Annotated in this window: 24 protein-coding genes; 8 read left to right on the forward strand and 16 right to left on the reverse strand. The window is 61.8% G+C overall.

From position 1 onward, the window contains the following. Positions 1-3: 3 nt before the first annotated feature. Positions 4-609: a glutathione S-transferase family protein gene (locus ACSBPU_RS11185; RefSeq protein WP_442598305.1), complete on the forward strand. Its 606-nt coding sequence runs from the start codon at positions 4-6 to the stop codon at positions 607-609. A 99-nt stretch (positions 610-708) separates the two neighbouring features. Here the strand turns inward: ACSBPU_RS11185 and ACSBPU_RS11190 are convergent, their stop codons facing one another. The 6 genes from ACSBPU_RS11190 to proC form a co-directional block, all read right to left on the reverse strand. Next, positions 709-1,410, reverse strand: a complete 702-nt coding sequence (locus tag ACSBPU_RS11190; protein ID WP_442598169.1) for an ABC transporter ATP-binding protein — start codon at positions 1,408-1,410, stop codon at positions 709-711. A gap of 2 nt (positions 1,411-1,412) precedes the next feature. Beyond that, on the reverse strand, positions 1,413-2,180 hold the full coding sequence (gene livG / locus ACSBPU_RS11195; RefSeq protein ID WP_180070993.1) for a high-affinity branched-chain amino acid ABC transporter ATP-binding protein LivG: 768 nt from the start codon (positions 2,178-2,180) through the stop codon (positions 1,413-1,415). After that, on the reverse strand, positions 2,177-3,403 hold the full coding sequence (locus ACSBPU_RS11200) for a high-affinity branched-chain amino acid ABC transporter permease LivM (RefSeq protein WP_180070994.1): 1,227 nt from the start codon (positions 3,401-3,403) through the stop codon (positions 2,177-2,179). The genes livG and ACSBPU_RS11200 overlap by 4 nt, the downstream gene beginning before the upstream one ends. Beyond that, complete coding sequence (livH, locus tag ACSBPU_RS11205) at positions 3,403-4,329, reverse strand: high-affinity branched-chain amino acid ABC transporter permease LivH (RefSeq protein WP_442598172.1); 927 nt, start codon at positions 4,327-4,329, stop codon at positions 3,403-3,405. The genes ACSBPU_RS11200 and livH overlap by 1 nt, the downstream gene beginning before the upstream one ends. 102 nt (positions 4,330-4,431) lie before the next feature. Further along, positions 4,432-5,553 (reverse strand): high-affinity branched-chain amino acid ABC transporter substrate-binding protein, encoded by a 1,122-nt coding sequence (locus ACSBPU_RS11210; protein WP_442598174.1) that lies wholly within the window; start codon positions 5,551-5,553, stop codon positions 4,432-4,434. Positions 5,554-5,714: 161 nt separating this feature from the next. Beyond that, positions 5,715-6,545, reverse strand: a complete 831-nt coding sequence (proC, locus tag ACSBPU_RS11215; RefSeq protein ID WP_442598176.1) for a pyrroline-5-carboxylate reductase — start codon at positions 6,543-6,545, stop codon at positions 5,715-5,717. 177 nt (positions 6,546-6,722) lie between these two features. On the opposite strand from proC, the gene ugpB reads away from it, so the two are divergent. The 4 genes from ugpB to ACSBPU_RS11235 all read left to right on the forward strand — a co-directional run bounded on the left by ugpB (position 6,723) and on the right by ACSBPU_RS11235 (position 11,089). After that, positions 6,723-8,030 carry a sn-glycerol-3-phosphate ABC transporter substrate-binding protein UgpB gene (gene ugpB, locus ACSBPU_RS11220; RefSeq protein ID WP_442598178.1) on the forward strand — a complete coding sequence of 436 codons (1,308 nt, stop codon included), beginning with the start codon at positions 6,723-6,725 and terminating at the stop codon, positions 8,028-8,030. 130 nt (positions 8,031-8,160) lie between these two features. Continuing rightward, the gene (ugpA, locus tag ACSBPU_RS11225) at positions 8,161-9,042 is read left to right on the forward strand and encodes a sn-glycerol-3-phosphate ABC transporter permease UgpA (RefSeq protein WP_442598180.1); all 882 of its coding nucleotides are present in this window, start codon (positions 8,161-8,163) and stop codon (positions 9,040-9,042) included. A 42-nt stretch (positions 9,043-9,084) separates the two neighbouring features. After that, a complete protein-coding gene (gene ugpE, locus ACSBPU_RS11230) occupies positions 9,085-9,927 on the forward strand; it encodes a sn-glycerol-3-phosphate ABC transporter permease UgpE (protein WP_442598182.1) in 843 nt (280 codons plus the stop codon). Positions 9,928-9,970: 43 nt separating this feature from the next. Then, on the forward strand, positions 9,971-11,089 hold the full coding sequence (locus tag ACSBPU_RS11235; RefSeq protein ID WP_442598184.1) for a sn-glycerol-3-phosphate import ATP-binding protein UgpC: 1,119 nt from the start codon (positions 9,971-9,973) through the stop codon (positions 11,087-11,089). A gap of 157 nt (positions 11,090-11,246) precedes the next feature. Here ACSBPU_RS11235 and ACSBPU_RS11240 read toward each other — a convergent pair whose 3' ends face one another. From ACSBPU_RS11240 to ACSBPU_RS11265, 6 genes are all read right to left on the reverse strand, one after another. After that, positions 11,247-12,368 carry a branched-chain amino acid ABC transporter substrate-binding protein gene (locus tag ACSBPU_RS11240; RefSeq protein WP_442598186.1) on the reverse strand — a complete coding sequence of 374 codons (1,122 nt, stop codon included), beginning with the start codon at positions 12,366-12,368 and terminating at the stop codon, positions 11,247-11,249. Positions 12,369-12,477: 109 nt separating this feature from the next. Continuing rightward, positions 12,478-12,999, reverse strand: coding sequence for a Dps family protein (locus tag ACSBPU_RS11245; protein WP_442598188.1), 522 nt, complete (start codon positions 12,997-12,999; stop codon positions 12,478-12,480). A 142-nt stretch (positions 13,000-13,141) separates the two neighbouring features. Next, positions 13,142-14,095 carry a LysR substrate-binding domain-containing protein gene (locus ACSBPU_RS11250; protein ID WP_442598190.1) on the reverse strand — a complete coding sequence of 318 codons (954 nt, stop codon included), beginning with the start codon at positions 14,093-14,095 and terminating at the stop codon, positions 13,142-13,144. Between the two features lie 28 nt (positions 14,096-14,123). Further along, positions 14,124-16,115 (reverse strand): ATP-dependent DNA helicase RecG, encoded by a 1,992-nt coding sequence (gene recG, locus ACSBPU_RS11255; protein ID WP_442598307.1) that lies wholly within the window; start codon positions 16,113-16,115, stop codon positions 14,124-14,126. Positions 16,116-16,247: 132 nt separating this feature from the next. Further along, positions 16,248-16,634, reverse strand: a complete 387-nt coding sequence (locus tag ACSBPU_RS11260; RefSeq protein ID WP_180071006.1) for a Rid family detoxifying hydrolase — start codon at positions 16,632-16,634, stop codon at positions 16,248-16,250. A 98-nt stretch (positions 16,635-16,732) separates the two neighbouring features. Further along, entirely contained in the window at positions 16,733-17,509 is a 777-nt protein-coding gene (locus ACSBPU_RS11265) for an FAD-binding oxidoreductase (RefSeq protein ID WP_180071007.1), read from the reverse strand. A gap of 362 nt (positions 17,510-17,871) precedes the next feature. On the opposite strand from ACSBPU_RS11265, the gene ACSBPU_RS11270 reads away from it, so the two are divergent. The 3 genes from ACSBPU_RS11270 to ACSBPU_RS11280 all read left to right on the forward strand — a co-directional run bounded on the left by ACSBPU_RS11270 (position 17,872) and on the right by ACSBPU_RS11280 (position 21,448). After that, positions 17,872-18,921 carry a Fe(3+) ABC transporter substrate-binding protein gene (locus ACSBPU_RS11270; protein WP_442598192.1) on the forward strand — a complete coding sequence of 350 codons (1,050 nt, stop codon included), beginning with the start codon at positions 17,872-17,874 and terminating at the stop codon, positions 18,919-18,921. 70 nt (positions 18,922-18,991) lie between these two features. Beyond that, positions 18,992-20,641 carry an ABC transporter permease gene (locus tag ACSBPU_RS11275; RefSeq protein WP_442598309.1) on the forward strand — a complete coding sequence of 550 codons (1,650 nt, stop codon included), beginning with the start codon at positions 18,992-18,994 and terminating at the stop codon, positions 20,639-20,641. Between the two features lie 24 nt (positions 20,642-20,665). Next, entirely contained in the window at positions 20,666-21,448 is a 783-nt protein-coding gene (locus ACSBPU_RS11280) for an ABC transporter ATP-binding protein (protein WP_442598194.1), read from the forward strand. A 134-nt stretch (positions 21,449-21,582) separates the two neighbouring features. Here the strand turns inward: ACSBPU_RS11280 and ntrC are convergent, their stop codons facing one another. From ntrC to hemW, 4 genes are all read right to left on the reverse strand, one after another. Continuing rightward, positions 21,583-23,067: a nitrogen regulation protein NR(I) gene (gene ntrC, locus ACSBPU_RS11285; protein WP_442598196.1), complete on the reverse strand. Its 1,485-nt coding sequence runs from the start codon at positions 23,065-23,067 to the stop codon at positions 21,583-21,585. Then, the gene (gene glnL / locus ACSBPU_RS11290; RefSeq protein ID WP_442598311.1) at positions 23,064-24,113 is read right to left on the reverse strand and encodes a nitrogen regulation protein NR(II); all 1,050 of its coding nucleotides are present in this window, start codon (positions 24,111-24,113) and stop codon (positions 23,064-23,066) included. The genes ntrC and glnL overlap by 4 nt, the downstream gene beginning before the upstream one ends. A 44-nt stretch (positions 24,114-24,157) precedes the next feature. Continuing rightward, positions 24,158-25,570, reverse strand: coding sequence for a type I glutamate--ammonia ligase (gene glnA, locus ACSBPU_RS11295; RefSeq protein ID WP_180071013.1), 1,413 nt, complete (start codon positions 25,568-25,570; stop codon positions 24,158-24,160). 187 nt (positions 25,571-25,757) lie between these two features. Next, positions 25,758-26,993 carry a radical SAM family heme chaperone HemW gene (gene hemW, locus ACSBPU_RS11300; protein WP_442598198.1) on the reverse strand — a complete coding sequence of 412 codons (1,236 nt, stop codon included), beginning with the start codon at positions 26,991-26,993 and terminating at the stop codon, positions 25,758-25,760. Between the last annotated feature and the right edge of the window lies 1 nt (position 26,994).

Raw genomic sequence — 26,994 nt, forward strand, 5'->3', positions numbered from 1 at the left:
ATGATGAAACTGTATTACCTTCCCGGCGCCTGCCCCCTGGCAACGCATATCGCCCTGAATTGGGCGAACATACCCTACGAGCTGCAAGCCGTCAGCCGTGAGGAAATCAAGCAACCGGCATTTCTTGCCATGAATCCCATGGGCGCCGTACCCGTGCTGGTGGATGGCGACCTGACGCTCACTCAGAGCGCAGCCATTCTGGAATACGTGGCGGAAACCCGTCCCGAGGCAGGCCTGCTGCCCGACACGGCTCAAGGCCGGGCGGAAGTCCGCCGCTGGCTGGGCCTGGTCAACGCCGACATCCACCGCACGTTCGGGAACCTGTTCGGAGTCGCCGGCCTAATCAGCACGCCGGAAGGACAACAGGAACTGGCCGAGAAAACCGCCGCGAAGCTGCGCAACATCTTCACCATCGTCGACCGACAGCTGGAAGGCAAGGAATGGGTTGCGGGCGCCCGTTCGATTGTCGATCCCTATTTGTATACCGTCATGCGCTGGGCCAAGGCGAAGGACGTGGACCTCAGCGGGCTGAAGAACCTGGAAGCGTTTTATGCCCGCATGGAAGCCGACCCGGCCGTGCAGAAGTCGTTGAAGGAACAAGGCCTGTAGTGAACAGGGGGTCAGACCCCGAATGGGGTCTGACCCCATGCAGAGCGCATTGACCTGGGGTCAGACCCCGTACGGGGTCTGACCCCTTCAAGCCATCGCTCAAGCGCCCAGATAAGCCTTGCGCACCTGGTCGTTCACCAGCAGGTTGGCGCCCGTGTCCGCCAGCACGACCTTGCCGGTTTCCAGGACGTAGCCGCGGTCCGCGACCTGCAAGGCCTTGTTGGCGTTTTGCTCCACCAAGAACACGGTGACGCCTTCCTCGCGGATGGTCCGGATGATGTCGAAGATCTGGGCGATGATCAGCGGCGCGAGACCCAGCGTGGGTTCATCCAGCAGCAGCAACTGCGGCCGCGTCATGAGCGCCCGCCCGATGGCCAGCATCTGCTGCTCGCCGCCGGACATCGTGCCCGCGCGCTGGCTCGCCCTTTCCTTCAGGCGCGGGAACAACTCGTAGACATGTTGCAGGCCTTCGTCGATCTCGCGCGAGTTGAGGAAGAACCCGCCCATCTTGAGATTCTCCGACACGGTGAGATCGGGAAATACCCGCCTGCCCTCCGGCGAGATTGCGATGCCGCGCCGCATGATGGTGTGCGTATCGCAGCGCGTGATGTCCTCGCCCAGGAAAGTGATGGTTCCGCTGCTCGCCCGCGGCGAGCCGCAGACCGTCATGAGCAGCGTGGTCTTGCCCGCGCCGTTCGCCCCGATCAGGGTGACGATTTCGCCTTGGTTGACCTCTACGGAAACATCGTCGAGCGCCTGGATTGCGCCATAGTGCGTGTGTACGTTCTGAAGCTTCAGCACTTTTATTCCTCCCCCAGATAAGCTTTGATGACACGAGGGTCGGAACGTACGTCGGCGGGCAGGCCCGTCGTGATGGGCTTGCCGTGCTCCATGACCAGGATGCGATCGGATACGCCCATGACGAGGCTCATGTCGTGCTCGATCAGCAATACCGCAACGCCAAATTCCTTGCGCAATTGATCGATCAATTGCTGCAGGTCGCGCTTTTCCTGAGGGTTGAGGCCGGCGGCCGGTTCGTCCAGCATCAGCAGGCGCGGACGGGTGATCATGCAACGCGCGATTTCCAGGCGGCGCTGGTGCCCATAGGCAAGGTTGCCGGCTTCGCGGTTGGCGAACTGGCGGATACCCATGAAATCAAGCCATTCGGCCGCGCTCTTGAGCGCATCCTGTTCCGACTTGCGGTAGGACGGCACCTTGAACAGGCCCTTGATCAAGCTGGTTTCGATATGCGTGTGCTGGGCGACCAGCAGGTTTTCGAGCACGGTCAGGTTTTTGAACAGGCGTACGTTCTGGAATGTGCGGACCAGGCCATGCTGCGCCACCTTATGGCTGGGCATGCCGTCGATCTGCTTGCCGTCCATCAGGATGCTGCCGGTCGTGGGCTTGTAGAAGCCGCCGACGCAGTTGAAAACCGTGGTTTTCCCGGCTCCGTTGGGGCCGATGATGGCGAAGACTTCGTCTTTCTTGACCTCGAATTCCACTTGGTCCACGGCCAGCAGCCCGCCGAACCTCATGGTGAGGCCCGACACCTTCAATAATGTTTCGCTCATGCCTTCAGCTCCACTTGAGGACGCTTGACCGGCAGCAAGCCTTGCGGACGCCACATCATCATCAATACCATCACCAGACCAAATATCAACATGCGGTATTCCGCGAATTCGCGCGCGATTTCGGGCACCACGGTCAGCACGATGGCGGCCAGGATCACGCCCACCTGGGAGCCCATGCCGCCCAGAACCACGATGGCCAGGATCAGCGCCGACTCCATGAAGGTGAAGGATTCGGGATTGACCAGGCCTTGCCGAGCGGCGAAAAACGCCCCGCCGAAACCGGCGAACATCGCGCCCATGGTGAAAGCGGACAGCTTGATGCGCGTGGGGTTCAGCCCCAGGGAGCGGCAGGCGATTTCATCTTCGCGCAGCGCTTCCCAGGCGCGGCCGATGGGCATGCGTATCACGCGGTTGGATACGAAGAGCGTGACCAGCGCAAGGCACAAGGCCATGAGGTAAAGATAGATGACCACATCCTGGTTGTCAAAGTTCCAGCCGACGAGCTCATGAAAGGTCGTCACGCCTTCCGGCGCACGCCGCGCCATGGGAAAACCGAACACGGTGGGCTTCGGTATCCCAGAAATGCCGTCGGGTCCGCCCGTGAGGGTATACAGGTTGATCAGCAGCAGCCGGATGATTTCGCCGAAACCGAGCGTGACGATGGCGAGGTAGTCGCCCCGCAGGCGCAGAACGGGAAAACCGAGCAGGAAGCCGAACAGGGCCGACATGGCGCCCGCGAACGGCAATGCCTCCCAGAAGCCCCAGCCCGCCCAGTGATACAGCAAGGCGTAGGTATAGGCCCCCACTGCGTAGAATCCTACGAAACCAAGGTCAAGTAGGCCGGCAAAGCCGACGACGATGTTCAGGCCCAGGCCCAGCATGACGTAGATCAGCACCAGCGTGGCGATGTCCACCTGGGCGCGTCCGGTGAAAAAGGGCCAGATCAAGGCGAATGCGATCAGAAGGAAGACGAGCCCGCGGCGGACCGAGTCGGGCAGCACTGGCATTGCGCGCTTTTTTTCGCCTCTTTTCAATACGCGGCTGAACAAAGGCCGGATCATCTGGAACACGAAGACGATGGCCATGCCGAACAGGACCATGTCCCATTCGGGATCCAGATGGGTCTGCATGCCGCTCCGGACGATCTGCAGGCCGAAAATGGGCGCGATGATCACGCCGGCCATGAAGGCCGCGATCAAGGCATTCTTGATATTGTTGCTCATTACACTTTTTCCACTTCGGGTTTGCCCAGCAAGCCGGTAGGCCGGAACAGCAGTATGAAGACCAGCAGGCCGAACGCAACGATGTCCTTGTATTGGGACGAGATGTACGCCGCCGCGAAAGTCTCTGCCAGGCCCAGCAGCACACCGCCCAGCATGGCGCCGGGTATGCTGCCGATGCCGCCCAGCACCGCCGCCGTGAAAGCCTTGATGCCGGCGATGAAGCCGATGAAGGGATTGAGTTTGCCGATGGCCAGCGCAATGAGCACGCCGCCCACCGCCGCGAGCATGGCCCCGATGATGAAGGTAAAGGAGATGATGCGATTGGTGTCTATGCCAAGCAGGTTGGCCATGCGCAGGTCTTGCGAGCACGCCCGCGAAGCGCGGCCCATGCGCGAATACTTGATGAACAGCGACAGCGCGATCATCAGCAGCACCGTGACGACGATGATCATGATGCGGGAGTAAGGCGCCGTGATGACGAAATCGGAACCGAGCTGGAACTGGACCGAGCCCGTGACGAGCGCCGGCACGGCCATGTCGCGGGCGCCCTGCCCGATGGCCACCCAGTTCTGCAGGAAAATGGACATGCCGATGGCGGAAATGAGCGGGACGAGGCGCGGCCCCCCGCGCAGCGGCGCATATGCGACCTTCTCGATGGCGAATCCGTATACGCCGGTGACGAGAACCGCGATGATCAGCATGACGAGAATGATGACGGGGACGGGCAACCCGCTGTTGACGCCGATGGCCGACAAGGTGACCAGGCCGACATAGGCGCCGATCATGTAGATCTCGCCGTGGGCGAAGTTGATCATGCCGATGATGCCGTAGACCATTGTGTAGCCAATGGCAATGAGCGCGTAAATGGCGCCCAGCGACAGACCATTGAACAGCTGCTGTGTAAGTTGGGGTATGAGATCAGACATAAGAACCACGTATTCCGGTGAATCGGCCTCGCGGGTGAGTTGGGGCAGACCGGCAAAAGAAACGCTCCAGCCTGGATGAGGCTGGAGCTGGCGAAGCAGCGCTTACAGTTTCAGCTGCTCCAGATTGCCCGCGTCGTCCCATTTGAAGACGGCGAACTCGAACTCCTTCAGGTCGCCCTTCGCGTCGTATTCGACCTTGCCGATGGCGGTGTTGAAAGTGTTGCTGTGCATGTAGTCAGCCACTTTGGCCGGGTCGGCGCCCACGGCATTGATGCTGTCCACAAGGATCTGCACGGCCGCATAGGCGGTCAGAGTGAAGGCGCCGTCGGGGCTGCGCTTGTACTTCTTGAAGTGCTCGAGCACTTTCTCGTTGCCGGGCAGCTTGGTGAAGTCGGATGGCAAGGTAACCAGCAGGCCTTTGACCGCCGGACCTGCGATGGCCACGAGATCCTTGTTGGCGACGCCTTCGGGACCCATGAACTGGGTAGTCAGACCTTGCTCGCGCGCCTGGCGCAGCAGCAGACCGAGTTCGGCGTGGTAGCCGCCGAAATAGATCAGATCGGGATTGAGCGACTTGAGCTTGGTGATGACGGCGGAATAGTCGCTGTCACCCACGTTGATGCCTTCGAACAGCGTGACGTTGCCGCCGCTCTTGGTGAGATTGTCGCGCACCTGGGTGGCGACACCCGAGCCGTAGGTTTGCTTGTCGTGCAGGATGGCGACCGACTTGGGCTTCAGCTGCTTGGTGATGTAATCGGCGGCGAACGGGCCTTGCTGGTCGTCGCGCCCGATGGTGCGGAAGAAATAATGCGGCTTGATGGTATCGGTGACCAGGGGAGAGGTCGCACCCGGAGTGATGGCGACGATACCTTCCTGTTCGTAGACATTCACCGCCGGGACCGTGGTGCCCGAGCATGCGTGAGCCACGGCGAACTTGGCGCCCGAATTGATGACCCGGTTGGCGGCGGGGACCGCCTGTTTTGGTTCGCAGCCGTCGTCGATCAGCAGGGGTTCGAGTTTCTTGCCCTTGACGCCGCCGGCCTCGTTGATGGCCTCGATAGCGGTAAGCGCGCCTGCCTGGATCTGGTCGCCATACTGCGTGGCGGGGCCCGTCATGGGTTGGGGAATGCCGATTTTGATGGTGTCGGCTGCATAGGCGCTACCTGCGATGGCCAGGGCGCCCAATGCCATGACCAGGGGTGTTACGCGTTTGAAGGACTTCATGCCTGGGAATCTCCGGTTGGGCTTGCCGTTCAGAGCCTTCCTGGTGGGAGGGCTCGTGAAATATGCGGCAAGCCATGTTATTAGCTCGGCCTGAAACGGCTAGCGTATTCTGACGATTCACCCGATGGCTGTCACTACGGATAAGCCCTTATCGCCCTGCGTCAGGAGAACTCTTTCGAGAGCTCGGCAGCGCGGTCCCGTGCGGCGTCCATGGCTTGCTGCACGATGGCGGGGAAATCCCGGTCGTTCAGCACCTGGAGCGCCGCGGCGGTCGTGCCCCCCTTGGACGTAACGCGTTCGCGCAAGACGGCCAGGCTTTCGTGCGAGAGCGCGGCCAGCTGGGTCGCGCCATTTAGCGTCGCCAGGGCAAGCGTGCGCGCCTGGTCGTCGGTCAGGCCCTGGCGCACGGCGCCCTGAATGAGCGCTTCGAGAAAAAGAAACACGTAGGCCGGGCCGCTGCCGGACAAGGCGGTGACGGCATCAATTTGCGCGTCGTCCTGGACCCAGACGACTTCGCCCACCGCGCCCAGCATATGCTGGGCAACCGTGCGGTCATCCTGTGTAACGCCTTCGAGCGCCATGAGCCCGCTGGCCCCCGACCCGATGAGGGCCGGCGTGTTGGGCATGCAGCGTATCACCCTGGTGAACGGCCTGCCGTCGCTGGCCAGCCAGGCGCCGATGACCTGGGCCGATATGCCCGCCGCCACGCTGATGATCAGCGTATCGTCGGCAAGAAACGGCCGGCATGATTCGACGACGTCTTTCAGGAATTGCGGCTTGACGGCGAGAATCCAGACCCGGCGGCTGGCCAGCGTGGCGTCGGGCGCCTGGGCGACCGACACACCTTGTTGCGCCCAGCGGTCGAGGACCGCGGAGTTCTTGTCGATGACGTGGACATCATGCGCGCCGCAACGCTTGCCGATCAGGCCGGCGGCCAGCGCGGTGGCCATGTTTCCGCCGCCGATGAATGCAATGGTGAGTTCTTTGGTCATAGGGGTTCATTGTACGATTTTCAACAGGACGGGCGTATTATTTGCATGCAGGCCGGCTGCACATGGATCGGCATGCGTTTCCCGCCGCCGTCATGTCCGCGTCATGAATGCGACATAAACTTCCGGCGGCGAAAGTTTACCGCTATCGCCGCACGGAATCATCAAGGAGAAGTACACATGCAAGCCAAGTTAGTTGCTCTGTCACTTGCGGGCCTGATCGCCGGCATCGGAACGGCCCACGCCGCCACGGACATCACGTTCTGGCATTCGATGGAAGGCGCGCTCGGAGAGCGCGTCAACGCGCTGGTCGACGAGTTCAACAAAAGCCAGTCCGATTATGTCGTCAATGCGGTCTACAAGGGGGCCTACGGCGAGTCGATGAACGCCGGCATCGCCGCCTTCCGCGCCGGCAATGCGCCCGACATCCTGCAGGTGTTCGAGGTCGGCACCGCCACGATGATGTATGCCAAGGGCGCCGTACAGCCCGTACAGGAAATGTCAGAGAAAGCCGGCGACCCCATCAAGGCGTCCGACTTCCTCGGCGCGGTTGCCGGCTACTATTCATCGCCGGACGGCAAGCTGGTTTCCATGCCTTTCAACAGCTCCACGCCGGTCTTCTATTACAACAAGGACGCCTTCAAGAAGGCCGGCCTCGATGTCGACAACCCGCCCAAGACCTGGGAAGAAGTCCACGAAGCAGGCAAGAAGCTGCGCGCCGCGGGCATGGAATGCGGGTTCACCACCGGCTGGCCGGCATGGATCCAGCTGGAAACCTTCGCCGCCTGGCACAACGTTCCCTATGCCAGCCAGGATAATGGATTTGGCGGATTGAACGCCCGCCTCAAGCTCGAAGACCCCGTGTTCGTCAAGCATCTGGGCTATCTTGCCATGATGGCCAAGGAAGGCACCTTCACCTACGGCGGCCGCGGGGACGCGCCCAACGCGCTGTTCACCTCCGGCAAGTGCGGCATGTTCACCGGCTCGAGCGGCAGCCGCGCCAACATCCTCAAGACCGGCGACTTCGAACTGGGCATTTCTTCTTTACCCTATCACGCCGACGTGAAGGGCGCACCGCAGAACACCATCATTGGCGGCGCATCGCTGTGGGTCTTTGCCAAGAAATCGCCCGAGACCTACAAGGGCGTGACCCAGTTCTTCGAGTTCATTTCCAGCCCCGAAAAGGCCGCGAAGTGGCATCAGGAAACCGGCTATGTGCCGGTGACCAAGGAAGGCTACGAGCTGACGCAAAAGTCCGGCTTCTATGACAAGAACCCGGGCACCATTGTCGCGGTGAAGCAGCTGGACGCCGCCACCACCGAGAACTCTCGCGGCATTCGCCTGGGCTTTCTGCCGCAGATCCGCGACATCGAAGACGGAGAAATGGAGAAGATCTTCTCGGGCGCCGTCACCGCCGAAGCCGGACTGGCGAACATGACGCGCCGCGGAAACGAGCTGCTGGAGCGATTTGAGAAAAGCGCCAAATAAGCCTTGGGAAGCTTTTCCCTTGGATTAAAATCAAGGGCGGCAAGGGGCGTCCGGGTACCCGGACGCCCCTTGAAGTTTCAAGCCGTCCTTCTTTCCGCCAATATCCATTCAAGACAAGGCACCGCTGAACATGGAAAAGCGCGTCGTTTTCAGCCATAAGGTACTGCCCTATCTCTTGGTCCTGCCTCAGCTGGCGGTTACCGTCATCTTCTTTTTCCTGCCGGCGGGACAAGCCATGTGGCAATCCTTCCGTCTCGAAGATCCTTTCGGCCTGTCTTCGGAGTTCGTCGGGCTGGCCAACTATGCCGAGCTACTGGCCAGTTCGGATTACCTCGACTCCTTCAAGGTGACCGCCGTGTTTTCGGTGCTGGTGGCCGTCCTGGGTCTGTCGATTTCGCTTTTGCTGGCCGTCATGGCCGACCGAGTAGTCAAGGGCGCGGCCATTTACAAGACCTTGCTGATCTGGCCGTACGCGGTCGCGGCCGCAATTGCCGGCGTTCTGTGGCTTTTCCTGTTTTCTCCCTCCGTGGGCATATTGGCCGTCTATCTGATGGAAGCCGGCATTGCCTGGAATCCCCGGCTCGATTCGACCGACGCCATGATACTGGTGGTGCTGGCATCCGTCTGGAAACAGATTTCATACAACTTCCTGTTTTTCCTGGCCGGCCTGCAGGCGATACCGCGCTCGCTGATCGAAGCGGCGGCCATAGACGGCGCCAGCCCGGTACGCCGTTTCTGGACCATCGTCTTCCCCTTGCTGTCGCCGACCACTTTCTTCTTGCTGGTCATCAACATCATCTACGCTTTCTTCGATACCTTTGCCATCATCGACATCATTACGCAGGGTGGTCCAGGAACGAGCACTTCGATTCTGGTCTACAAGGTATACAACGCTGGATTCAAAGGGCTGGACATCGGCTCCTCCGCGGCGCAATCGGTCATACTCATGATCATCGTCGTGGCCTTGACCATCGTGCAGTTCCGTTACATAGACCGCAAGGTCAATTACTGATGCACTTCATTTCCACAAGCCTTAGCGCATTCGAGCCGACCCATGATTGAACGCCGCCCCGTCCTGGATATCGTCACCCATGTCGTATTGCTGCTGGGGGTAGCGGTAATCGCCTTCCCCTTGTACGTGACCTTCGTCGCGTCGACGCAGACCGCGCAGGAAGTCGCCCGCGCGCCGATGTCCCTGCTGCCCGGCAGCCATTTCATCGACAACTACCTCGCGGTTCTCACCGGCGGGGCCGGCTCGGCGCCCGCCGTAGGCCGCATGATGTGGGTCAGCACCGTCATGGCGCTGGTGATCGCCATCGGCAAGATCGCGATTTCCCTGCTGTCGGCATTTGCCGTCGTCTACTTCCGATTCCGCTTCCGCATGCTGTTCTTCTGGATGATATTCGTCACGCTGATGCTGCCCGTCGAAGTGCGCATCGCACCCACGTACGAAGTGGTGTCCAACCTGGGCATGCTGAACAGCTACGCCGGGCTGACGCTGCCGCTGATCGCCTCCGCGACCGCCACCTTCCTGTTCCGCCAGTTCTTTCTCACCGTCCCCGACGAACTCGTCGAAGCGGCCCGCATAGACGGCGCCGGCCCCATGCGCTTCTTCAAGGACGTCCTGCTGCCGCTTTCGCGCACCAGCATCGCCGCGCTGTTCGTCATCCAGTTCATCTACGGATGGAACCAGTATCTATGGCCTCTTATCATCACCACCCAGGAAAACATGTATCCCGTCGTCATCGGGATCAAGCGCATGATTTCCGGTGGCGACAGCGTCACCCAGTGGAACCTCGTCATGGCTACCGCGCTATTGGCGATGATTCCGCCGGTGCTGGTCGTCATTTTCATGCAGAAATGGTTTGTGAAGGGTCTGATCGACTCGGAAAAATAAGCCGCCGCCGACGGCGCGCTCAATCCCGAATTTGGAATCACACATGGCTACACTGAGTTTTCGCAACGTTAAAAAAACCTATCCGGGGAACATCGCCGTCATACACGGCATAGACATGGACGTCGAAGACGGCGAATTCATCGTCATCGTCGGCCCCTCGGGCTGCGGGAAATCCACGCTGATGCGCATGGTGGCGGGGCTGGAGTCGATCACCGAGGGCGAGATCCTGATCGGCGACAAGGTCGTGAACAGCCTGGAGCCTGCCGAACGGGACATCGCCATGGTGTTCCAGAACTACGCGCTGTACCCCCACATGTCCGTCTTCGACAACATGGCTTATGGCCTGAAGATCCGCAAGTTCAGCAAGGAAGAGATCCAGCGCCGCGTACAGGACGCCGCCAAGATCCTCGAACTGACCCATTTGCTGGACCGGAGGACCCGGCAATTGTCCGGCGGGCAAAGGCAGCGCGTTGCCATGGGCCGGGCCATCGTCCGCGATCCCAAGGTGTTTCTGTTCGACGAGCCCTTGTCCAATCTCGATGCCAAACTGCGTGTACAGATGCGCCTGGAGATCCAGAAGCTGCACCGCCGATTGAAAACGACCAGTCTCTACGTGACGCACGATCAGGTCGAAGCCATGACCCTGGCGCAGCGCATGGTCGTCATGAACAAGGGAGTGCCCGAACAAATTGGCACGCCCATCGAGGTATTCGAGAAGCCGGCGTCGATGTTCGTCGCCGGCTTCATCGGTTCGCCACCCATGAATCTGATCCCGGTCCGCGTCGATGCGCAGCACCAGGTGTACGACGAGAACGACATCCCCTTGCATTTCCAATCCTCGCTGGTTCCTCCGGAAGTCGCCAATCGCAAGGTGGTGATGGGAATGCGTCCCGAACACATGAAGCTTCACGCAGACGGCATTCCCATCAACATCGAAATGGTGGAAGTATTGGGTTCGGAGCAACTGATACACGGCACACACGCGGACACGCCCATCGTGCTGCGCTGCCCCGTCGGCTTGACCCGCAGCTATCCCTTGCAGATCGGCGAGACAGTGCAAGTAGGCTGGGATGGCGCCCATGCCCTGCACTGGTTCGACGCGGAAACCGGGAAGCGCATCGAAGGAACTGGATCCGGGGGTCAGACCCCGCATGGGGTCTGACCCCAACCATCAAAGCTCTGGGGTCCGACCCTTTATTTTTGGTGCAGGGGCCGGACCCCTATTTTTTGCTCTGGGGTCGGACCCCGCACGGGGTCCGACCCCTTATTTTTTGGCACATGGGGGTCAGACCCCATGCGGGGTCTGACCCCTCGATTGCTTACTTATAGACGGTCTTGGAACCGTCTTTATGCCAATTGAAGATGTCGAACTTGAAATCGTTCAGGTCGCCCTGCTTGTTCCAGGAGATCTTGCCGATGGGGGTTTCGACGCTGTTGGCGTGCAGGTATTCAGCCACCTTGACCGGGTCGTCCTTGCCGGCGCCCTTGATGCCGTCCGCGATCGCCTTGGTGGCGGAGTATGCCGTCAGCTGGAAGGCACCGCCCGGATCGCGTTTCTTGTCCTTGAACGCTTTGACAATGGCGGCGTTGGATGCGTCCTGGGTGAAGTCGGCGGGCAAGGTGACCAGCAGGCCTTCGACCGCGGCGCCGGCGATGGCGTTGATGTCCGGGTTGCCAACGCCTTCCGGGCCCATGAACTTGGTTTTCAGGCCTTGTTCGGAGCCTTGGCGCAGCAACAGGCCCATTTCGGGGTGGTAGCCGCCGTAATAGACGAAGTCGGCGCCGGAGCTCTTGAGCTTGGTGATGACGGCGGAGTAATCGCTGTCGCCCGCATTGATGCCTTCGAACAAAGCGACCTTGACGCCGGCTTTTTCGAGTTCGGACTTGACCGAGCTGGCGATGCCCTGGCCGTACGATTGCTTGTCGTGCAGGATGGCGACTTGCTGCGGCTTGATTTTCTCGATGATGAACTTGGCGGCAGCCGGGCCCTGCTGGTCGTCGCGACCGATGGTGCGCAGGATCGTGTCGTAGTTCTTGCCGTCGGTCACGGCGGGCGAGGTGGCCGAAGGGGTCACCATGAGGACGCCTTCGTTGTTGTAGATGTCGGTGGCCGCAATGGTGGCGCCGGAGCAGACATGGCCGACGACGTAATGGATCTTGTCGTTCACGACGCGGTTGGCAACGACCGGACCCTGCTTGGGTTCGCAGCCGTCGTCGATGGTGACGGCTTCAAGCTGCTTGCCAAGCACGCCGCCAGAGGCGTTGATTTGCTCGATGGCGGTGTCGACCCCTTCTTTCACCATGGCGCCGTACTGCGTCAGCGCGCCGGTGAAAGGGCCTGCAACGGCGATCTTGATGGTGTCGGCCATGGCGCCGGCCGACATGAATACACCGGCGGCCAGACCAAGGGCCGCCGCAACGGGCGTAAAGCGGATTTTCATGATGCCTCCTGAAAGTAGCCAGGAAAGGATACACCGAAATAATCGCGGAGGCCGGGATCCGCTTTCAGGGTTTACGCTAGGGCCTGTTAACGCTAAAAGGCCCTAGGGTTTATTGCAGCAGGCTGCGCAGCATCCAGGCGTTCTTTTCGTGGATGTCCAGGCGCTGGGTGAGAAGATCCACCGTGGGCTGGTCATCGACGGAGTCGGCTTTCTTCAAGGCCGCGCGCGCCGTCTTGGCAACGGCTTCGTTGCCCTTGACCAGCAACTGGATCATTTGCTCGGCGTTCGGCACCGATGAGGTCTCGGAAATGGAGGAAAGCCTGGCGTACTCCGCATAGGTGCCCGGGGCGTAGTGGCCCAGCGCGCGGATGCGTTCGGCGATGCCGTCGAGCGCCTGCCATTGTTCGGTGTACTGCGTCATGAACATGGCGTGCAAGGTGTTGAACAGCGGACCGGTGACATTCCAGTGAAAATTATGCGTCATCAAATACAAGGTGTAGGAATCCGCCAGCATCTTCGACAGCTCTTCTGAAACCGCCGCGCGATCCTTGTCCGAGATACCGATGTCTATGGGCATGCCCTTGTCGCTCATTTTTGCCGCTTTGGCATCCAGCTTGCTTGTTTTAGCCATAAAACCTCCGGGAAAAACCTGATGATCAGACCAGATTAGGATAGCATGGGGACTATGAAAAAAGCTCGGGAGTCAGGCCCCATGCGCTAGAAAATCTGCATAGGGGTCAGACCCCGTACGGGGTCTGACCCCGGGCCTCGAATCAGGCCGGCTCGGCCGCGACGCTTGGTTCGTCGAGATAACGCACGCCGGGCAGTTCGCAGGCATGGATCGCCGCGATCAGGGCATCGATGGCTGCCGCCCTTGGAAAGCTCTTGCGCCATACCAGCACCACTCGCCTGTCGGGCACCGGCCTCTTGAACGGGATGAAGGCCAGGAGTTCGTTTTCCTTGCCGGCAACCGCCAGCGAGCTGGCCGGCAGCACGGTAACGCCTATTCCCGCGGCAACCATATGCCGTATCGTCTCAAGCGATGAGCCTTCGAATGTACGCTGTATCCCTTCGCTTGCCGCCGAAAAACGGGAAAACTCGGGGCACACCTCGAGGACCTGGTCGCGAAAGCAGTGCCCGCTGCCCAGCAGCAGCATGGTTTCGTCCTTCAGGGCCGAGGCGTCGATCTCTTTGCGCGTAGCCCACGGATGGCTCTTCGGAACTGCGACATAGAACGGTTCGTCATAGAGCGGCTGCACCGCCAGCCCCGCATCGGGCAAAGGCAGCGCCACGATGGCGCAATCGATTTCCCCCTGCCGCAAAAGCTCAAGCAGACGAGCCGTATAGTTTTCCTGGAGCACCAGCGGCATCTGGGGCGTCGAGGCGATCTGGGTTGGCACCAGCCGGGGAAGCAGATAGGGGCCGATGGTGTAGATCACCCCCACCCGCAAGGGGCCGGCCAGCGGGTCATGCCCTTGGCGGGCGATTTCGCGCAGGTTGGCGCCCTCTTCCAGCACTCGTTGAGCCTGCGCCACCACGCGCAGACCGATGGGCGTGATGCCCACTTCGGCACCGCCGCGCTCGAACAGCACGACGCCGAGCTCTTCCTCCAGCTTGCGTATGGCGACGGACAATGTGGGCTGGCTGACGAAACATGCCTCGGCGGCACGGCCAAAATGCCGCTCCCGGGCAACGGCCACGATGTATTTCAGCTCGGTCAAAGTCATGATGGTCTCGCGTATAAAAACACCTGCGCTAAGTACGCAGATAATCTTCTCGGTTACGCATCCAACGGTCCAGATGGGCCCTTGCATGTTCAGGATACTGATCGCGCAGGATGGGAACCGCCTCCTGCGCCTGTTCGACGATGCGCGCATCGGTTTCCAGGCTCGCAAAGCGCAGGAGCTCCTGCCCCGATTGCCGCACACCCAGGAACTCGCCCGGCCCGCGCTGATCCAGATCGCGCTGGGCAATCTCGAAGCCGTCCCCCGTTTCGTACATGGCTCGCAGGCGCTGGCGCGCAATACCCGACAGCGGCGCCTGGTACATCAGCACGCAGATGGATTCGGCGCTGCCCCTGCCCACCCGGCCCCGCAATTGGTGCAGTTGAGCGAGGCCGAAACGCTCGGCATGCTCGATGATCATCAAGGAAGCGTTCGGCACGTCGACGCCCACCTCGATGACCGTGGTGGCCACCAGCAGATCGATATCGCCGCTACGGAAGGCCTGCATCACTTCTTGTTTGGCCGCCGTGGCCAGCTTCCCGTGCACCAGTCCGATCCGCATATCGGGCAGCGCCTGGACCAGCATGGCGTGGGTGTCGATCGCCGTCTGCAACTGCAGGGCTTCGCTTTCCTCGACCAGCGGGCAGACCCAGTAAGCCTGCCTGCCCTTGCGCACTTCGGCCATGACGCTGCCCAGCACCTGTTCGCGCCTGGCATCGGAGATGAGCTTGGTCAGGACCGGCTTGCGCCCGGGCGGCAATTCGTCGATGACGGACACGTCCAGGTCAGCGAAGAAGGTCATGGCCAGCGTGCGCGGGATGGGCGTGGCGCTCATGTTCAGCTGGTGCGGTATCAGGCTTCGCCCGGCGACGGCCAATTCCCCCTTGCGGCTGAGTTCAAGCCGCTGGCCGACGCCGAATCGGTGCTGCTCGTCGAGGATCACCAGGCCGAGATTGTGGAAATCGACTTTTTCCTGGATCAAGGCCTGCGTGCCCACGATCAGTTGCGCTTGCCCGGTTTCGGTGGCCTGCAATGCCGACTTGCGCGCCTTGGCACCCAGGCTGCCGGCCAGCCAGGCCAGCTCTATGCCCAGCGGCTGCAGCCAGGCGCCCAGTTTCTGATAGTGCTGTTCAGCCAGGATTTCGGTGGGCGCCATGATGGCGACCTGGCTGCCGCAAGCAATGGCCTGTACGGCCGCGAAAGCCGCCACGATGGTCTTGCCGCTGCCGACGTCGCCTTGCAGCAGGCGATGCATGGGAAAGGGCCGCGCGAGATCGGCCGAGATCTCGCCTACCACACGCTCTTGCGCCGCCGTCAGGGCAAATGGCAGGCTGTCATGCAATGATTGCATCAGGCTGCCGCCGCGCGCTGACAATACCGGCGCCCGCTGCTTGCGCCGTGCCGCGCGCGCCTCGGCCAGCGACAGTTGCTGCGCAAGGAGTTCGTCGAACTTGATCCGCAGCCACGCGGGGTGCTCCCGTTCGAGCAATTCGGAATAGGACACCCGCGCAGGGGGATGATGCAACACCCGGATCGCATCGGCGAAAGGGATCAGCCCGTAGCGTTGCAGCAAGGCGTCGGGCAGCGTATCGGAAAGATCCGCCTGCATCAGGGCCTGGTCGATGGCCTTGCGCAGGCTGGCTTGCGACAGTCCGTCGGTGGTGGGGTAGACGGGCGTCAATGCTTGCGGCAAAACGCCTCCGGCGGCGCTGAGCTTGGGGTGAACCATCTCGTAGCCGCCGAAACCGTGGCGCAATTCGCCGCGGACACGCAGGCGTTGCCCCGTCGCCAGCTGCTTCTGCTGACTGGGATAAAAATGAAGCCAGCGCAGCGCGATCTGTCCGCTGTCGTCGCGAACGACGGCATGAAGCTGGCGCCGCGGACGAAACTGGACTTCGCTATGCATGACTTCAGCCTCGATCTGCCCCGGCATGCCCGGTATCAATTCGGCTATCGTTTGTATGCGGGTTTCGTCTTCGTAGCGCAACGGCAGATGCACGATGAAATCGGATGGGCGAAGCAGGCCCAGGCGGCGGAACTTCCGCTCCAGCAGGGAAGTTCCCGCAGGCTCGGTAGTGCCGGCGGAGCCCTTGTCGGACCCGCGCTTGCGCCGACCCGTTGCGCTGGTACCTGCCAATGCCTGGCCCGGCGGATGTCAGATGACGATGACGGCTTCGACTTCGAACTGCGCGCCCTTGGGCAGCGCGGCGACGCCTATGGTCGAGCGGGCCGGGAACGGCTGGGGGATGATGTCGGCCATGATGGCATTGGCGCTGGCAAACTTGCTCAGGTCGGTCAGGAACAACGTGAGCTTGACGATGTTTTCCAGCGTGCCGCCAGCGGCCTCGATGACGGCCTGCATGTTGGCGAAGGATTGACGCACCTGGCCTTCGAAGTTTTCGGACACGAGTTCACCCGTGCCCGGTTCGAGCCCGATCTGACCCGACAAATACACTGTCTTTCCGGATGAAACGGCAACCGCCTGCGAATAGGGGCCCACGGCGGCGGGCGCGGCGTCGGTGTGAATGATTTGCTTGGTCATAAATGCGTTCTCTGTTTGTGAAGGGAATAAACACAACAACTATCAGAGTTTAATCATCTATAGTAAAAATTAAAAGCCCCCACCGCCGCCGCAGCGCTTTATTTCTCGACGAACGCCCTTTCGATCACGTAATCGCCTGGCTGGCCGACGCCGGGGGACACGGTGAAGCCGCGCGTATCGAGCATGTTGCAGATGTCGGCCAGCATGCTGGGACTGCCGCAAAGCATGGCGCGATCGGTCTCGGGATTCAGCGGGGGCAAGCCGATGTCCTCGAAGAGCTTGCCCGTGTCGACCAGTTTGGTGATCCGCCCCTCATTGCGAAAAGCTTCGCGCGTGACCGTGGGGTAATAAATCAGCTTCCGGCGAACCACGTCGCCAAAATATTCATTGTTCGGGAGCTCGTTTTCGATGAAGTCGGAGTAGGCGAGTTCGCTTTTGTAGCGCACGCCGTGCATGAGTACGATCTTTTCGAAGCGCTCGTAGGTGTCCGGGTCCTTGATGATGCTCAAGAACGGTGCCAGGCCGGTGCCCGTGGCGAACAGGTACAAATGCTTGCCCGGTTTCAGGTCATCGACGACCAGCGTGCCGACGGGCTTCTTGCTGACCAGCACCGAATCGCCCGGTTTCAGGTGTTGCAGGCGGGAAGTGAGCGGGCCGTCGGGCACCTTGATGCTCAGGAACTCGAGGTTCTCTTCGTAGTTGGCGCTGGCTATGCTGTAGGCGCGCATCAAAGGCTTGCCGTTGACCTCCAGGCCGATCATGACGAAGTGGCCGTTGTGGAACCGCAAGGCCGGGTCGCGTGTCGTGGTGAAAGAAAAAAGGGTGTCGTTCCAATGATGAACGCTCTGGACTTGTTCGGTATTGAAAGCTGCCATGAGTAATCGAAGAATGGACGCGTCCAATCGGCCTGCCCTGCCGCCGGGGACTGTGCGCCGCACAAGTGGAACCATGATTTTAGCCTACGCCCGCCCGCCGGCGCCCATTGTCGGACATTGCGCAAGGACATTATCTTTAATCTGGATCAAGATCGAAGAGAATAGTCGCCCGATGCGGCCGCTCTTGCGCCATGCATTGAATACTTTCCCGGACTCTGCTATCTTTCGGATTGCAACATGAGAATCATTTGTATTCTCTGTTGATTAGCCGTGCGGGGTCTGACCCCGCATGGGGTCAGACCCCAACCCTTCCTGCTTCGCCGGCGCATACCGCCGGCGCTTACACCTCCTGGAGAATCTCGATGCGCTCAAAACAAGAGCCACGGAAACTTGTCGGCACTTTGCTGACCGCAGGCCTTCTTGGCTTGACCGGTCTGTCATCCGCGGCCATCGCCGCCGACGTGAACCTGTACACCACCCGTGAACCCAAGCTGATCCAGCCCTTGCTCGATGAATTCACCAAAGACACCGGCGTCAAGGTCAATACCGTCTTCGTCAAGGACGGCCTGATCGAACGGGTGAAGGCGGAAGGCGAAAAATCCCCCGCCGATGTCCTCATGACCGTGGACATCGGCAATCTTCTGGATCTGGTCGAGGCCGGCATCACGCAGCCCATACAGTCCAGCACGCTCAACGAAGTGATCCCCGCCAATCTGCGCGGCACGGACAACCAGTGGTATACCTTGTCGCTGCGCGATCGGGTGGCGTATGTGGCCAACGATCTGGACGTCAATGCCATCACGTATGAAGCCTTCGCCGATCCCAAGTGGAAAGGAAAGGTGTGCATACGTTCGGGCCAGCATCCTTACAACACCGCGCTGATTGCCGCCATGATCGCCCACAACGGCGTCGAGGCCACCGAATCCTGGCTGCGCAACGTCAAGAACAATCTTGGGCGCAAGGCCGCCGGCGGCGACCGCGACGTGGCCCGCGACATCCTGGGCGGCATCTGCGACATCGGCATCGCGAACGCTTATTATGTCGGCCGCATGAAGAATTCCGAACCCGGCACCGACGGCCGCAAATGGGGCGACGCCATCAAGGTCGTGCGCCCCACGTTTGCCAGCAACAAGAGCAAGGGCACCCACGTCAACATTTCCGGCGCCTCGGTCGCCAAATACGCGCCCAATAAAGACAACGCCGTAAAGCTGCTTGAATACCTGGTGTCGGACAAGGCCCAGAGCCTGTACGCCAATGCGAACTATGAATATCCCGTCAGAAAGGGCGTGAAGCTCGATCCGGTCGTAGCCAGCTTCGGCGAACTGGTGGTCGATCCCTTGCCGCTTACCGAAATCGCCAAACACCGCAAGCAAGCCAGCGAACTGGTAGACAAAGTTGGATTCAACAACTAAAGACAGCTTTGCTCCACTCAAGGGAAAGCGGGCGCCACAGCCCGCTTTTTCTCTACCGCTGCAAAAAGCCATCACGCTCGAATCCGGCGCCGGCTGGCGCCTGGCCTCGCTGCTGGTCGCAGCGGGCGTCGTGGCGCCCGTCGTCGCCCTCCTCTGGTTTGCCTTCCAGGGCAATCTGGAGCACTGGCGACATCTGCTTGAATTCGTTCTGCCGACGGCATTCCGCAACACCGCGCTGCTTCTGCTTGGGGTCGGGGTGCTGGTCGGCTGCCTGGGCGTCGGCAGTGCCTGGCTGATCACCGCCTTCGACTTCCCCACCCGGCGCATGCTTTCCTGGGCCCTGCTGCTTCCGCTGGCCGTGCCAACCTACATCGTTGCGTTCGCCTATCTGGACATCCTTCATCCCATCGGACCGGTGCAGAGCGCCATCCGGGAACTGCTGGGCTATACCAGCCCGCGTCAGTTCCGGCTTCCCGATCTGCGCTCCCTGCCTGGCGCCATTTTCCTGCTGGGCTTCGTGCTGTACCCCTATGTATACCTGAGCACGCGCGTCATGTTCGCCACCCAGGCGGCCAGCCTGATCGAAGCGGCACGCGTCCTGGGAGCCAGCGGCGCCAGCGCCTTTTTCCGGGTCGCTCTGCCCATGGCCAGGCCCGCCATCGCCATCGGCATCAGCCTGGCTTTGCTCGAAACGCTGAACGACATCGGCGCCTCGGAGTTCCTGGGCATCCAGACCCTGACGGTATCGATCTACACCACCTGGGTCACGCGGTCGGACCTGGCCGGCGCAGCCCAGATCGCGCTGGCCATGCTGGCCATCGTCGCCGTCCTGATCCTGGTCGAACGCCACGGTCGCCGGCGCCAGCGCTACGCAAGCACCCAGCGCACGCGATCGATACAGCCCCGGCGCTTGAAGGGAGCCGCCGCCCTGCTCGCGTTCGGACTGGGCTGGGCGCCCGTTCTCATTGGATTCGTCGCGCCGTCGCTCTATTTATTGAACGAAACCATCAAGCATTTCCATACGGTGGGGTCGGTGTCGGACCAACTCCTGCTGAGCGCCTACAACACCGTCAGAATCGCCTTCATCGCCACCCTGGCCACTCTGGCGGCCGGATTGGCCGTGGCATGGGCGGCAAGATCCCAGCGGCAAGGCAAAGGGCCGCGGCTGCCCAAGCTGTGCGCCCGCCTGGCCACTAGCGGCTACGCCATTCCCGGCACCGTGCTGGCCATCGGCCTGCTCACGCCCCTCATGCTGATCGACGGCCTGGCCTCTTCGCTGTGGCAGCGGCTGGGCAATCCCGATCCGGGACTTTTGCTGATGGGAACCAGCACCGCCCTCGTGTGCGCCTATGCCATACGCTTCCTGGCGATCTCCATCGGCGGGATCGAATCGGGGCTGGCCCGCATTCCTCCCTCGATGGAGCAGGCGGCTCGCCTGCTGGGCGAGACGCCGGGCGGCACGCTCAGGCGCATACACTTGCCATTGCTGAGACCCGCGCTGGGCGCGGCGGCGCTGCTGATTTTCGTCGATGCGATGAAAGAGCTGCCCGCCACGCTTTTGTTGCGGCCGGTCAATTTCGATACGCTTTCGACCTGGCTATATGCCGAGGCGGCGCGCGGTACTTACGAAGAAGGCGCCGTGGCGGCGCTTGCCATAGTGCTTGCGGGCTTGCTGCCCGTCATCCTGCTCGCGCGCGCGCAACTCAGACCCACTCACTAAGAAATCAAATTCGAAGAACACGGCATGACCGACCTGCTAAAACTGGACCACATCAGCCTGTCCTACGAAACCGATGAAGGCTTGAATCCGGTCGTGCGCGACTTGTCGCTGCGGCTGGAAAAGGGCAACATAGGCTGTCTCCTGGGCGCTTCGGGCTGCGGCAAGACGACTGTGCTGCGGGCCATTGCGGGCTTCGAACCGCTGCGCGCCGGCCGCATCCTGCTGGGCGACACCGTGCTGTCCGAGCCGGACAGGCAGGTGGCGCCCGAACATCGGCATGTGGGCATGATGTTCCAGGATTATGCGCTCTTCCCCCATCTCAGCGTGGAAAAGAACATCGCCTTTGGCTTGCGCAAACGGCCCAAGGCCTGGCGTGATCAGCGCGTGAAAGAGCTGCTGGCCCTTACCGGCCTGGAGAGCTCCTCGCAGCGCTATCCCCATGAACTGTCGGGCGGCCAGCAGCAACGCGTGGCGCTCGCCCGCGCACTGGCGCCCGAGCCGGAACTGCTGCTTCTGGACGAACCGTTTTCCAACCTGGACGTCGATACCCGCGAAAGGCTGGCCTTTGAGGTGCGCGACATCCTGAAAAAGATCGGCCACACCGCCATACTCGTAACCCACAACCAGGCCGAGGCCTTCGCCATCGCCGACAACATCGGCGTCATGCAGGCGGGGACCATCGTGCAATGGGACAGCCCCTATGGCCTGCACCACAACCCGGCCAGCGACTATGTGGCCGACTTCATCAGGCGCGAAGCCTTGATGGCCCAGCGCGCCCAGGCGTATCTGCGGGGCGAAGCAGGTTAAAGGGGGTCAGACCCCGTACCGGGTCTGACCCCAGACGGGATTTGAGGTGAGGCAAGGAGTCAGACCCCGCATGGGGTCTGACCCCAGGTCCGCTTGATAGGGTCAGACCCCATGCGGGGTCTGACCCCACCCAATCAGCCGATATCCAGCTCCGCACATTTGCGGGTGAGCGTATTTCGCCCTATTCCCAAGCGCTGCGCCGCTTCCATGCGCCGGCCTCGGCTGTAGTCCAGGGCCGCCTCCAGCAGCACGCGCTCGAAGTCGCGGGTCAGTGTCGCCATGATCGCGGGTTCGTTGCGGGCCAGGCGCGACTCGGCCTCGCGGGCGAGCATTTCGAGCCAACCGTTGGAGGACGGCGCCGTCTCCGCCACCGGCATGCCGCCCGGCGCCGATGCATTTCCATCCATTGAAACCGCCTGCACAGCCTCGGCCCGGCGCTCGCCCTGCTGCCACGCCAGGATCTCCGGGGGCAGATCCTTGGATTCGATCACCTGGCTGGAGGACATCACGGTCAGCCACTGGCAGAAGTTTTCAAGCTGACGGATATTGCCGGGATAGTCGAACGCGCTCAGCGACCGCAAGGCTTCGGGGGTAATGCGGCGCACCGGCACCCCCAGGTCGGCGGCGCTGTTCTGCAGGAACAAGCGCACCAGGGCCGGGATGTCTTCCTTGCGTTCGCGCAGCGGCGGCAGGCGCAGGCGGATCACGTTCAAGCGATGGAACAAGTCCTCACGGAAGCGCCCCTCCGCCACCCGCCGCTCCAGCGGCTGGTGCGTCGCGGCAACGATGCGCACGTCGGCCTGGATAGCCTGCGAGCCGCCCACGCGATAGAAGCTGCCCTCGGCCAGCACGCGCAGCAAACGGGTCTGGAGCTCGAACGGCATGTCGCCGATCTCATCCAGGAACAAGGTGCCGCCGCGGGCTTCCTCGAAGCGCCCGCGCCGCTGCTGAGTTGCGCCAGTGAAAGCCCCGCGCTCATGGCCGAACAGCTCGGCCTCGAGCAAGTCCTTGGGAATGGCGGCAGCGTTCAGGGCCACGAAGGGCCCGCCGGACCGGTTGCTGTGCTCGTGCAGCGCGCGGGCGATCAATTCCTTGCCGGTCCCCGACTCGCCCGTGATCAATACGGTGACCGTGCTCGACGCCAATCGTCCTATCGCACGGAACACCTCTTGCATCGCCGCCGAGGAAGACTGCATCATGATCCGCCCGGGGCTGGCGGCGGTGCCGCTGGCATCAGGCGCGCCGGCATCCTCGCGCTCCGCCGATTGCATGGCACGCTGTATGAGAGCCACCGCGCTGTTCACGTCGAAAGGCTTGGGCAGGTAGTCGAAAGCGCCCTTCTGGAAAGCCTCGACCGTGCTGTTCAGGTCCGAAAATGCCGTCATGACGATGACCGGCAGCCCAGGATGCGTCTGCTTGATCCGATGCAACAGCGCCAAGCCGTCCTGGCCGGGCATGCGCACGTCGGTGACCAGCACGGCGGGCGCGGCAGTCTGCAGCGCATCGAGGACGTCGGCCGCCGAGGCGAAACTGCGGGTCGGGATCGAGTCCCGGGCCAGTGCTTTTTCCAGCACCCAGCGTATGCTCTGGTCGTCGTCAATAATCCATACCGCTTTCATGTCTGCTCCAAAGGCAGGACCATCTTGAACTCGGTCCGGCCAGGCACGGAATCGAACTCGACGATTCCGCCATGCTGCTGAACGAACTCCTGCGCCAGGCTGAGCCCGAGCCCGGTGCCGCTTGCCCTGCCCGTGACCAAGGGATGGAAGATCTTGTCATGCAAGGCTGCCGGAACCCCGGGGCCATTGTCGATCACGGACATCACGATGCCCAGCTTCGCCTGGCGCGAGGCCAGCAGCAACTGACGCCCTATGCGGGTCCGCAGGGTGATCTGCGCCGACGCCGTCGAGCCCGATTCGTCGAGCGCCTGCGCAGCGTTGCGAACCATGTTCAGGAAAGCCTGCATCAATCGCTCCTTGTCGCCCACCAGCTCGGGAGCCGAGGCATCGTAGTCCCGGATGAAGGTGATCCGGGGGAACTCCGCGCGGGCCAGCGTATGCACGCGCTCGCAGATTTCGTGAATATTGAAACGCGTCTTCTTCAGGGTTGCGCCCTGGGGCGCAATGAGACGATCCACCAATCCGGCAAGCCGGTCCGCTTCGGCGATGATCACCTGGGTGTATTCGTGCAGGGCATCGGTGCCCAGCTCGGCTTGCAGCAACTGCGCCGCGCCACGGATGCCGCCAAGCGGATTCTTCACTTCATGGGCAAGATTGCGCAAGGACTCGCGCTGCGTGGCCAGCTCTTTGCTCAGTTGCCGATGGCGGTCCAGCAATACGTGATGCTCCAGGACCCGGACCTCGAGCAAGGCCGCCCACTCCTGCTTTTGCAAGGGCACGATGGCCAGGCTGACCGGCACCATGTCGCCGCGACGTTCGACCGACAAGTCCTGCCGCAGGACGCCGAACTTGCCATGGATGGCATCGGGCAACCGGGCCGCGAGCTCGGCATCGCCGCCGAACAGGCGGTCCACCGGCTGGCCCAGCAACTGCCTGCGCGAAACGCTGAACAGCTCCTGCGCCGCCGTATTCCCGTGCTGCACGCAGCCCGCCTCATCCAGCAGCAGCACCGCCGTCGACAGCAGATCGTAACTGTCCAGGTCCATGCTCGCGCCCTCGCTTGCCGGGCGGCCCATGGGCCGCCCGCGCCTTAGAGGCTGTAGTACATATCGAACTCGACCGGATGGGGCGTCATGCGCAGGCGCGTGACCTCCTCCATCTTGAGTGCGATATAGGCGTCGAGCATGTCGTTGCTGAATACGCCGCCACGGGTCAGGAATTCGCGGTCCTTGTCCAATGCCTCGAGCGCTTCTTCGAGCGACACGCACACGGTGGGGATCTTCGCGTCTTCCTCGGGAGGCAGATCGTACAGATTCTTGTCGGCGGGATCGCCGGGGTGAATCTTGTTCTGCACGCCGTCCAGGCCCGCCATCATCAGCGCGGCGAAGGCCAGGTAGGGGTTGGCCATGGGATCGGGGAAACGCGCTTCCACACGGCGTGCCTTGGGGCTGCCCACGTATGGGATGCGGATCGACGCAGAGCGGTTGCGCGCCGAGTACGCCAGCTTGACCGGGGCCTCGTAATGGGGAACCAGGCGCTTGTACGAGTTGGTGGAGGGATTGGTGATGGCGTTCAGCGCCCGGGCGTGCTTGATGATGCCGCCGATGTAGTACAGCGCGAACTCGGACAAGCCTGCGTAGCCATTGCCGGCGAACAGGTTCTGTCCGTCCTTCCAGATGGACTGGTGCACATGCATGCCGGATCCATTGTCCCCCACGATGGGCTTGGGCATGAAGGTGGCCGTCTTGCCATACACATGCGCCACGTTGTGCACCGTGTATTTCAGGATCTGGCTCCAGTCGGCGCGCTCCACCAGGGTGCTGAACCGGGTGCCGATCTCGAGCTGGCCGGGGCCCGCGACCTCGTGGTGATGCACTTCGACGGGCACGCCTTGCTGTTCGAGCAGCAGGCACATTTCGGAACGCATGTCATGGAAGGAGTCGACGGGAGGCACGGGAACATAGCCGCCCTTGATGCCGGGACGGTGCCCCATGTTGCCGCCTTCGAAATCGATGCTGCGCGACCATGGCGCTTCTTCCGACTTGATCTTCACGAAGGAACCCGACATATCGTCGTTCCAGGTGATGCCGTCGAAAACGAAGAATTCGGGCTCGGGGCCGAAGAAAGCGGTGTCGCCCAGGCCGCTGGACTTCAGGTAGGCCTCGGCGCGCTTGGCCAGCGAGCGCGGGTCGCGATCGTAGCCTTTCAGATCGGACGGCTCGACCACGTCGCAGGTCAGATTGAGCGTGGGCTCTTCACGAAACGGATCCATGCGCGCCGAGCTGGTATCCGGTATGAGGACCATGTCGGATGCTTCGATGCCTTTCCAGCCGGCAATCGATGAACCGTCGAATGCGACACCGGTTTCGAGCTTTTCTTCGTCCACCGAATGGGCGGGCACGGTAAGGTGATGCTCTTTACCCTGCGTATCCGTAAAACGGAAATCAACAAAAGTCACTTCGCGATCGGCGATCAATTTCACGACATCTTCGGGGGTGGACATAGAAAAGGCTCCTGAACCAGTAAACACAAGAATGAGTGAGGACATCAGACATTACGCAAATGCCGTGCCAACTTCCAGCCCCACGAACGCGCAGGGCGAGCGCCCCGGAAACGGCGGTTTTCACCAAACCGGGGCGACAGGCACCATCATGGTGCAAATTTTAGTGCAAAAAGCGGGCGGCAATGCTTCAATCCAGGAACTCGGAGAGCAAATCATTCAAAAAAGCCCAGCCCAAAGGAGTGGCTTGCAAGCGGGTTGGATCGGGATCCAGCAGCCCTTTGGCGGTGGCCCTCTCTATGGCCGGCGCAATGGCGAAAATGGACTGCCCAGTGCGTTCGACGAAGCTGCCGCGCTCGACGCCCTCCTTCAGGCGCAGGGCGTTCAGCATGAACTCGAAGCCGAGCTCCTTCCATTGCACGGGACGATCCTGCGCAATATGGCTGCCGTCGCGCCGAATCGCCTTTTCCATCCATGACGCCGGGTTCTTCAGCCTGGCCTGGCGCACGATGCGGTCATGGAAGGAAAGCTTGCCATGCGCACCGGGCCCTATGCCCAGATAATCGCCGAACTCCCAGTAATTGACGTTGTGCCGGCAGCGCTGGCCCGGCCTGGCGTAAGCGGAAACCTCATAGCGCTCCCAGCCTTGTTCGGCTGTGGCATGGGCGATCATTTCCTGCATGGCGGCGCTGGCATCGTCATCCGGAACCACCGGCGGGTACTTGGCGAAAACGGTATTCGGTTCCAGCGTCAGATGATAAAGGGACAAATGACCCGTCCCGAATCCCATAGCCAAGCGCAGGTCCCGCTCGCACTCGTCCAGCGACTGCCCGGGCAGGGCGAACATCAAGTCCAGGTTCACCCGCGGAACGGCGCGCTGGGCCATCTCGATGGCGGCCATGGCCTGCTTCCTGTCGTGTATGCGTCCCAATGCCTTCAAGGCGCGATCGTCGAAGCTTTGGATGCCCAGCGACATCCGGTTGACGCCGCTGGCGGCATAATCAATGAAGCGCCCCGCCTCCGCAGTGCCCGGGTTGGCTTCCAGGGTGACCTCGGCATCCGGCAACACATTCAGGCAGGCCCGGAACATCGCCAGCATGCGATCCAGGCCCGCGGACGACAGCAGGCTGGGCGTTCCTCCGCCGATGAAGATGGAAATCACCTGCCTGCCCCATACCGAAGGCAGCGCCTGTTCCAGATCCGCCTGAAGCGCGTCCAGATAATCCCGCTCCGGCAGTTCGCCTTTCAGTTCATGCGAATTGAAATCGCAATACGGGCATTTGCGCACACACCAAGGCACATGCACGTACAGCGACAGCGGAGGCAGGCTGGACAGGATGGTTTTGCCGCCCGGACCCGTAACGACGCCGGGCTTGCGCGCCGCCGAGGATGCGCCGTGGTCGGCATTCTGCTGCAAGGCTGCCATG

Origin of the sequence: Parapusillimonas sp. JC17, from assembly GCF_052180245.1 — a bacterium.
In the GTDB taxonomy this organism is placed as follows: Bacteria; Pseudomonadota; Gammaproteobacteria; order Burkholderiales; family Burkholderiaceae_B; genus Parapusillimonas.

Bases quoted from the DNA above. Each gene is read 5' to 3' on its own strand.
- ACSBPU_RS11185 (WP_442598305.1), top strand. From the start codon at position 4: ATGAAACTGTATTACCTTCCCGGCGCCTGCCCCCTGGCAACGCATATC.
- livG (WP_180070993.1), bottom strand. From the start codon at position 2,180: ATGAGCGAAACATTATTGAAGGTGTCGGGCCTCACCATGAGGTTCGGC.
- ACSBPU_RS11200 (WP_180070994.1), bottom strand. From the start codon at position 3,403: ATGAGCAACAATATCAAGAATGCCTTGATCGCGGCCTTCATGGCCGGC.
- livH (WP_442598172.1), bottom strand. From the start codon at position 4,329: ATGTCTGATCTCATACCCCAACTTACACAGCAGCTGTTCAATGGTCTG.
- ACSBPU_RS11210 (WP_442598174.1), bottom strand. From the start codon at position 5,553: ATGAAGTCCTTCAAACGCGTAACACCCCTGGTCATGGCATTGGGCGCC.
- proC (WP_442598176.1), bottom strand. From the start codon at position 6,545: ATGACCAAAGAACTCACCATTGCATTCATCGGCGGCGGAAACATGGCC.
- ugpB (WP_442598178.1), top strand. From the start codon at position 6,723: ATGCAAGCCAAGTTAGTTGCTCTGTCACTTGCGGGCCTGATCGCCGGC.
- ugpA (WP_442598180.1), top strand. From the start codon at position 8,161: ATGGAAAAGCGCGTCGTTTTCAGCCATAAGGTACTGCCCTATCTCTTG.
- ugpE (WP_442598182.1), top strand. From the start codon at position 9,085: ATGATTGAACGCCGCCCCGTCCTGGATATCGTCACCCATGTCGTATTG.
- ACSBPU_RS11235 (WP_442598184.1), top strand. From the start codon at position 9,971: ATGGCTACACTGAGTTTTCGCAACGTTAAAAAAACCTATCCGGGGAAC.
- ACSBPU_RS11240 (WP_442598186.1), bottom strand. From the start codon at position 12,368: ATGAAAATCCGCTTTACGCCCGTTGCGGCGGCCCTTGGTCTGGCCGCC.
- ACSBPU_RS11245 (WP_442598188.1), bottom strand. From the start codon at position 12,999: ATGGCTAAAACAAGCAAGCTGGATGCCAAAGCGGCAAAAATGAGCGAC.
- ACSBPU_RS11250 (WP_442598190.1), bottom strand. From the start codon at position 14,095: ATGACTTTGACCGAGCTGAAATACATCGTGGCCGTTGCCCGGGAGCGG.
- ACSBPU_RS11260 (WP_180071006.1), bottom strand. From the start codon at position 16,634: ATGACCAAGCAAATCATTCACACCGACGCCGCGCCCGCCGCCGTGGGC.
- ACSBPU_RS11265 (WP_180071007.1), bottom strand. From the start codon at position 17,509: ATGGCAGCTTTCAATACCGAACAAGTCCAGAGCGTTCATCATTGGAAC.
- ACSBPU_RS11270 (WP_442598192.1), top strand. From the start codon at position 17,872: ATGCGCTCAAAACAAGAGCCACGGAAACTTGTCGGCACTTTGCTGACC.
- ACSBPU_RS11280 (WP_442598194.1), top strand. From the start codon at position 20,666: ATGACCGACCTGCTAAAACTGGACCACATCAGCCTGTCCTACGAAACC.
- ntrC (WP_442598196.1), bottom strand. From the start codon at position 23,067: ATGAAAGCGGTATGGATTATTGACGACGACCAGAGCATACGCTGGGTG.
- glnL (WP_442598311.1), bottom strand. From the start codon at position 24,113: ATGGACCTGGACAGTTACGATCTGCTGTCGACGGCGGTGCTGCTGCTG.
- glnA (WP_180071013.1), bottom strand. From the start codon at position 25,570: ATGTCCACCCCCGAAGATGTCGTGAAATTGATCGCCGATCGCGAAGTG.
- hemW (WP_442598198.1), bottom strand. From the start codon at position 26,993: ATGGCAGCCTTGCAGCAGAATGCCGACCACGGCGCATCCTCGGCGGCG.